The following is a 5,747-nucleotide window of genomic DNA, read 5'->3' on the forward strand; positions in this document are numbered from 1 at the left end:
GGCTCTTCAGGGAGGCTGGACGGATCCAGTTGCCCCAACAGGATGACTGTGGACGTGTCCAGGATGCCCTCCTCGCTCGGGTGGCTCACAGTGTGGGGTCCAGCCACTGATCGATGTCCGCGAGAAGCCTGGCAGGGTTCACTTGGGGAAGATGGCGTCGGCGTTCCACCAGTTCCTCGACGCGTGAGGTTCTCCGGGGCAGCGGAATCACCTGCGCAACCGCCTCACCATCCTTTGTGACAGTCAGACGCTCCCCGCGGGATACACGCCTCAGGACTTCTGCGCTGTGGTTGCGCAGGTCTCGAACTGGGGCACTGAGTGCCGGGCCCCAGAACGCCTCTCGGCGCGTGGCCGCTCGTAGCGGCGAACTATGGAGCCCGGGGTGTCTCGCGCCGAACTTCCGGACCAGCCCGGCCTGTACGGGGACCTTGCGGAGGCCCGGGCCGCGGCGTCGTCTGACTATGACTGCGTCACGGTGTTCGGGCCCTTGCCGGATTCGATGCTGGATGATGTGGCCGGGCTGCATCGGTCGATGAGCACCGACGTCCCGATGGGGGAGTTGGGCCTAACCGAGGAGGCCTGGGACGCGGACCGCCTGTGGAGGCTGGAGGCCAGAGGGTCGGTGCCGGTCAGGACTCGGCAGGCGTGCGCCCTACCTACGGTGCCTCGCCCGGCCTCCGTGCCCCCCGATGGCGTCGGCGGCCCGTACCAGGGCCAGGTGCGAGAAAGCCTGCGGCACGTTGCCGGTCTGGCGTCGGGCCCTGGGGTCGTACTCCTCGCTCAGCAGGCAGAGGTCGTTGGCCGTCGCGCAGGCGCGCTCCATCAGGATCGCCGCGTCGTCGAGACGGCCCACCATCGCATACTGCTCGACTAGCCAGAACGTGCAGGCCAGGAAGGCGTTCTCGCCGCCTGCGACGCCGTCGTCGGTGCTGTACCGCATGACGAACCCGTCGTGGATCAGTCGTCGCTCGATCTCAGCGACCGTCCCGAGCATCCGCGGGTCGTCCGCGGTGCAGTAGCCGACCTGCGGCAGGAGCAACAGCGCCCCGTCGACGGCGGTCGAGCCGTAGTGCTGCACGAAGTGGCCGCGCTCCGCGTCGTAGCCGCGGGCATCGATCTCGGCGCGCAGCCTGTCGCGCTGTTCCTCCCAGCGCTCGATATCCCCGCGGAGGCCGTTCGTGCGCGCGGCCCGCGACATGGTGTCGAGCGCCGCCCACACCATGACCCGCGAGTGCGTGTACATCGCGGGTGCGTCGCGCGTCTCCCACAAGCCCTGATCGGGAACGTCGATCCGGTCGATGGCCTGCTCGACGAGAGCCTGTTGCAGCGACCAGGAGAAGCGGTCCTCCTTCAGCCCTGCGCGCCGAGCGGCGTCGAGCGCCACCAACACCTCGCCGATGACGTCGGCCTGGAACTGCGTGACGGCACCGTTTCCGATCCGCACCGGGGCCGACCCCTCGTAGCCTGGCAGGCTCGTCAGCTCGCGCTCCGGCAGGTCGCGCTCGCCAGCCAGGCCGTACATGATCTGGATCTGGGCCGGATCCCCCGCGACCGCGCGGAGCAGCCAGTCGCGCCATTGGTGTGCGATCTCGACGAAGCCGTGGGCGATCAGCGCCTCAAGCGTCAGCGCCGCGTCGCGCAGCCACACGTAGCGGTAGTCCCAATTGCGTTCACCGCCGATCGACTCGGGCAGCGACGTGGTGGCCGCGGCGACGATCCCGCCGGTCTGCTCGTCGGTGAGGGCGCGCAGCACCAGCAGTGACCTGGTGACCTCGGTCAGGTACGGACCGTCGTGCTCGGTCTGGTCGCTCCAGCCCTGCCACCAACGCCTGGTGTCCTCCAGCATCTCGTCGACGTGGCGTGGCGTTGCGCCCGGAAGGTACGAGGGCCGCCAGAGCAACGTCAGGTCGCGGGTCTGGCCCGCCGCGATGGAGAACTCGGCCGTGTGTCGGTGGTGGTGGCCACGGAATTGGAGGCCGCGCAACTCAAGCGAATCCGGGCCGGCGATGGCGCGCAGGCAGGGGGCGGATTCGGTGCCGACCTGGTGGACCCACGGGATCGCCCTGGCGTAGTCGAACCGGAAGCGCACGTCGCAGCCGAGCTCGACCACCCCCTCGAGCCCGACAACGCGCCGTACGACGACGGTGTCGTCGCCGATCGGCATCGCATCGATCACCTGGGCCGACCCGGTGTTGGTGGCCCAGGTGGTAACCAGGATGAAGGTGTCGCCGTCGTAGCGCCGCGCCACCCGGGCGTCGGGATCGGTCGGGCGAAGCGACCAGCGCCCGTGTCGCTCATCGCCCAGGAGCGCGCCGAACACCGAGCCTGAATCGAAGCGGGGCACACACAACCAGTCGAGGTCGCCGTGGAGGGAAACCAGCGCCGCGGTGCGGCAGTTGCTCAGCAGCGCGTAGTCCTCGATGGGAGTGCTCATGGTTCGATTCTGCCGCGGCGGGCACCTGCGTGGGGGCCGATGCCTTGGCGGGCTCGGGGTCGGGGACGTGTCGCGGCCGGGGCCCTGGCTCAGCTGACCCGGTAGGCGGCCAGTGAATCTTCGCCCGCAACGATGTAGAGCTCGCCGGCACGTTGCCCACCCCAGGCCAACGACTCCGGGGACCAGGCAGTCAACGCCTCGCCGGCAGCGTCGCAGGGGTTGACTCCGTGCCCCGCCACGTACTGGAAGCTGTCGCCGTTGCTTCTGGTCAGGGTGACATTGTCCCGCCAAGTTCGGCAGGCCAACTCCGCGCCCGGTGGAACAGGCGTGGCCTCGCCGGTGGTGAGGTCGACGACCTGCACACCCAATCCCTCGACGGGGATGACCGCACGTGTTCCGTTGGGCAGGAACTGGCGCGGGGCTTCTTCGTCTGCGGGGACGAAGGGCTGGGTCCACAGGATCCTCCCGGTCGCCCGGTCGATGCCGACGAGTTGCTCTTCCCGTCCCTCGACCTTGTAGGAGAAGCCGGTCTCGCTGCTCTCGGTGATGACAAGTTCGCCGGCGGTCACCTGGCAGGCGATGAAGATATCCGGCGTCGGTTCAGGCTCCGGTTCTTCAAAACACCGCTCGGCACCGGGGACGCTCCAGAGGAGCTTCCCCGTTGCCCGGTCGAGTCCCACCGTCGAGGTCATGGCGAGGGTGCTGCGATCACCCACCGCCGGATCGTCGGGCATGGCAAGGCCACCCTCGCCGACGATGATGGGCGATGAGCCCGAATCGTGCCAGGCCGCGTTGTTGGGGTCGACCTCGGCATCCGGGCCGAACAGCGCGGTGTAGGCCTGTTCCCAGACGACACCGGTGCCGTCGAGGTAGCCGACCGAATCGCTGTCCTCGCCATCGCGGGTGAAGACGTGGCGGCCTTGGAAGGTGCGATCCGTCTCGGGAAGGGCGGTGAGGGCCGGGACGCCCGGATCCAGCACGAAGGCCGTCGCCTCGTCGGCATCCGGAAGATAGGCCTGCAGACAGAAGACGTCCTCGTCGGAGGGGCATGGATGTGGCAGCCGCCTCACCCAGAGCGACGCGCTGCCGATGTCCTGTTCCTTGCCTGTCATGGCATCCATCAGGACCACCCGGTGCCTGCCCGCTCCCGTGGCGGATGCCGCGGCCACCCAGATCCGCCCGTCGCGGACAAGCATCGCCGGTTTGTCGAGCGCGAACCAGGAGTCGCCGGCTGGGCTGACCGCCCGGCGCCAGAGCTGGTCACCGGTGAGCGGATCGATCCCTGTCAGGATCACCCCGCCCGCCGTCTTGAGGTAGGCCACGATCACGTCGTCGAGGACGACCGGGTCTCCCACTACGTCGACCTCCGACTCCCAGACGGTCGAGGCCACCGAAGGCTCGGGAGAAGGGACGGGAGTGGCCACGGACTGCGACGACGCGTCCTGCCGATGGGACGAGGAACCGGTGCGTGGCGTGATCGCGGCGCAGCCGGTCAGGAGAAGAACCGTGGCGAGGCAGACGATGAGCGGTCGGGCCGCATGTTGGTAGGTAGCCATGAACGAAACCTAAAATGTGATCGGCACGGTTGGTGACCGGTTGGGACAGGTTGTGGATAACTTCCGGGGTGCTGCACCGACCGGAGAAACGGATCAGTCCATCTGGCGCCGTCGACGCCTCGCTCAGCTACCCGGCTTTCAGCGTGGATTCGGCCGCCGCGGCCCCGTCGGTAGACTGCCGCCCATGAGCGTCCCCAATGTCCTCGCCAACCGTTACGCCTCCACGCAGATGCGCGCCATCTGGGCCCCCGAGGCCAAGATCGTCTCCGAGCGCAGGCTGTGGCTCGCGGTGCTTCGTGCCCAGCGTGACCTCGGCGTCGACTTCGGCGGGGCCGACGCGGATCAGGTCATCGCGGCCTACGAGCGGGTCATCGACCAGGTGGACCTCGGCTCGATCGACGCGCGCGAGCGGATCACCCGCCATGACGTCAAGGCTCGCATCGAGGAGTTCAACGCCCTGGCAGGCTTCGAACACATCCACAAGGGCATGACATCCCGCGACCTCACCGAGAACATCGAGCAGTTGCAGGTGCTCGAATCGCTTCGCCTGATCCACGGACGCGTCGTCGCGGCGCTCGCCCAGCTGGCCCGACTCGCCACGCAGTACGCCGATCAGCCGCTCACCGGCCGCTCGCACAACGTCGCCGCGCAGCTGACCACGCTCGGCAAGCGGTTCGCGACGGCCGCCGACGAACTGCTTGTGGCCCTTGCCCGCCTCGACGACCTGATCGGGCGCTACCCGGCGCGTGGCATCAAGGGGCCAGTCGGCACGGCTCAGGACATGCTCGACCTCCTCGGCGGGGATGCCGACAAGCTCGCCGAGCTGGAGCGCCGGATCGCCGACGAGTTGGGCTTCGCGCAGGTGCTCACCTCCACGGGCCAGGTCTACCCGCGCTCCCTCGACTACGACGCCGTCACCGCGCTCGCGCAGGTCGCGGCGGCACCGTCGAACGTGGCCACCACGATCCGGCTGATGGCAGGCCTGGAGTTGGTCACGGAGGGCTTCAAGGAGGGGCAGGTCGGGTCGTCGGCCATGCCTCACAAGATGAACACCCGCTCGTGTGAGCGGGTCAACGGCCTGGCCGTCGTGTTGCGCGGCTACGTGTCGATGATCGGCGAGCTGGCCGGGGACCAGTGGAACGAGGGCGACGTCTCCTGCTCCGTGGTGCGCCGCATCGCGTTGCCGGATTCGTTCTTCGCGCTGGATGGGCTCTTCGAGACGTTCCTAACGGTGCTCGCGGACTTCGGCGCCTTTCCCGCGGTGATCGAGGCTGAGTTGCAGCGCTACCTGCCGTTCCTGACCACCACCAAGGTGCTGATGGCCGCCGTCCGCAAGGGGGTCGGGCGGGAGGTCGCGCATGAGGCGATCAAGGAACATGCGGTGGCCGTCGCGCTCGACCTGCGCAAGGGCGCCCGCACCAACGACCTGCTCGACCGGCTCGCCTCGGATGAGAGGCTCGGCCTGAGTCGCGCCGATTTGGACGCGCTGATCGTCTCCCCGCTGGAGCTGGCGGGGACGGCGCAGGCGCAGGTCGCCCGGATCGCCGAGAGGGTCGCCGAGGTCGTCGCAGCCGATCCCGAGGCGGCGGCCTACGTCCCGGGGGCGGTGCTCTGAGGAGTGTCTCAGCGGTGGTTGAGTCGCGCCGTGAGGTCCGAGCAAGGCGCGTCGCCGTTGGTTGAGCCGCCCGGCGAGCGCTAGCGAGCAGGCGTGTCGAAACCTTCTGGCGCACGGTGCAGGGTCTTGACCACAGGTTCTT

4 protein-coding genes are annotated in these 5,747 nt (G+C 68.7%); 1 reads left to right on the plus strand and 3 read right to left on the minus strand.

The window, feature by feature from the left end:
• Positions 1 to 85: 85 nt before the first annotated feature.
• The 3 genes from BUC15_RS21325 to BUC15_RS18300 all read right to left on the minus strand — a co-directional run bounded on the left by BUC15_RS21325 (position 86) and on the right by BUC15_RS18300 (position 3,990).
• Positions 86 to 526, minus strand: coding sequence for a type II toxin-antitoxin system Phd/YefM family antitoxin (locus BUC15_RS21325; RefSeq protein ID WP_084189738.1), 441 nt, complete (start codon positions 524 to 526; stop codon positions 86 to 88).
• A gap of 126 nt (positions 527 to 652) precedes the next feature.
• Positions 653 to 2,434 carry a glycoside hydrolase family 15 protein gene (locus BUC15_RS18295; RefSeq protein ID WP_073191414.1) on the minus strand — a complete coding sequence of 594 codons (1,782 nt, stop codon included), beginning with the start codon at positions 2,432 to 2,434 and terminating at the stop codon, positions 653 to 655.
• Positions 2,435 to 2,523: 89 nt separating this feature from the next.
• Positions 2,524 to 3,990, minus strand: coding sequence for an outer membrane protein assembly factor BamB family protein (locus BUC15_RS18300; RefSeq protein ID WP_073191417.1), 1,467 nt, complete (start codon positions 3,988 to 3,990; stop codon positions 2,524 to 2,526).
• A 184-nt stretch (positions 3,991 to 4,174) separates the two neighbouring features.
• On the opposite strand from BUC15_RS18300, the gene purB reads away from it, so the two are divergent.
• Entirely contained in the window at positions 4,175 to 5,605 is a 1,431-nt protein-coding gene (gene purB / locus BUC15_RS18305) for an adenylosuccinate lyase (RefSeq protein WP_084189739.1), read from the plus strand.
• Positions 5,606 to 5,747 lie beyond the last annotated feature (142 nt).

This window comes from Tessaracoccus bendigoensis DSM 12906 (assembly GCF_900141915.1).
Classification (GTDB): Bacteria; Actinomycetota; Actinomycetes; order Propionibacteriales; family Propionibacteriaceae; genus Arachnia; species Arachnia bendigoensis.

Coding starts and splice junctions, on each gene's coding strand:
- BUC15_RS18300 (WP_073191417.1), bottom strand. CDS start 3,990: ATGGCTACCTACCAACATGCGGCCCGACCGCTCATCGTCTGCCTCGCC.
- BUC15_RS18295 (WP_073191414.1), bottom strand. CDS start 2,434: ATGAGCACTCCCATCGAGGACTACGCGCTGCTGAGCAACTGCCGCACC.
- purB (WP_084189739.1), top strand. CDS start 4,175: ATGAGCGTCCCCAATGTCCTCGCCAACCGTTACGCCTCCACGCAGATG.
- BUC15_RS21325 (WP_084189738.1), bottom strand. CDS start 526: ATGCAGCCCGGCCACATCATCCAGCATCGAATCCGGCAAGGGCCCGAA.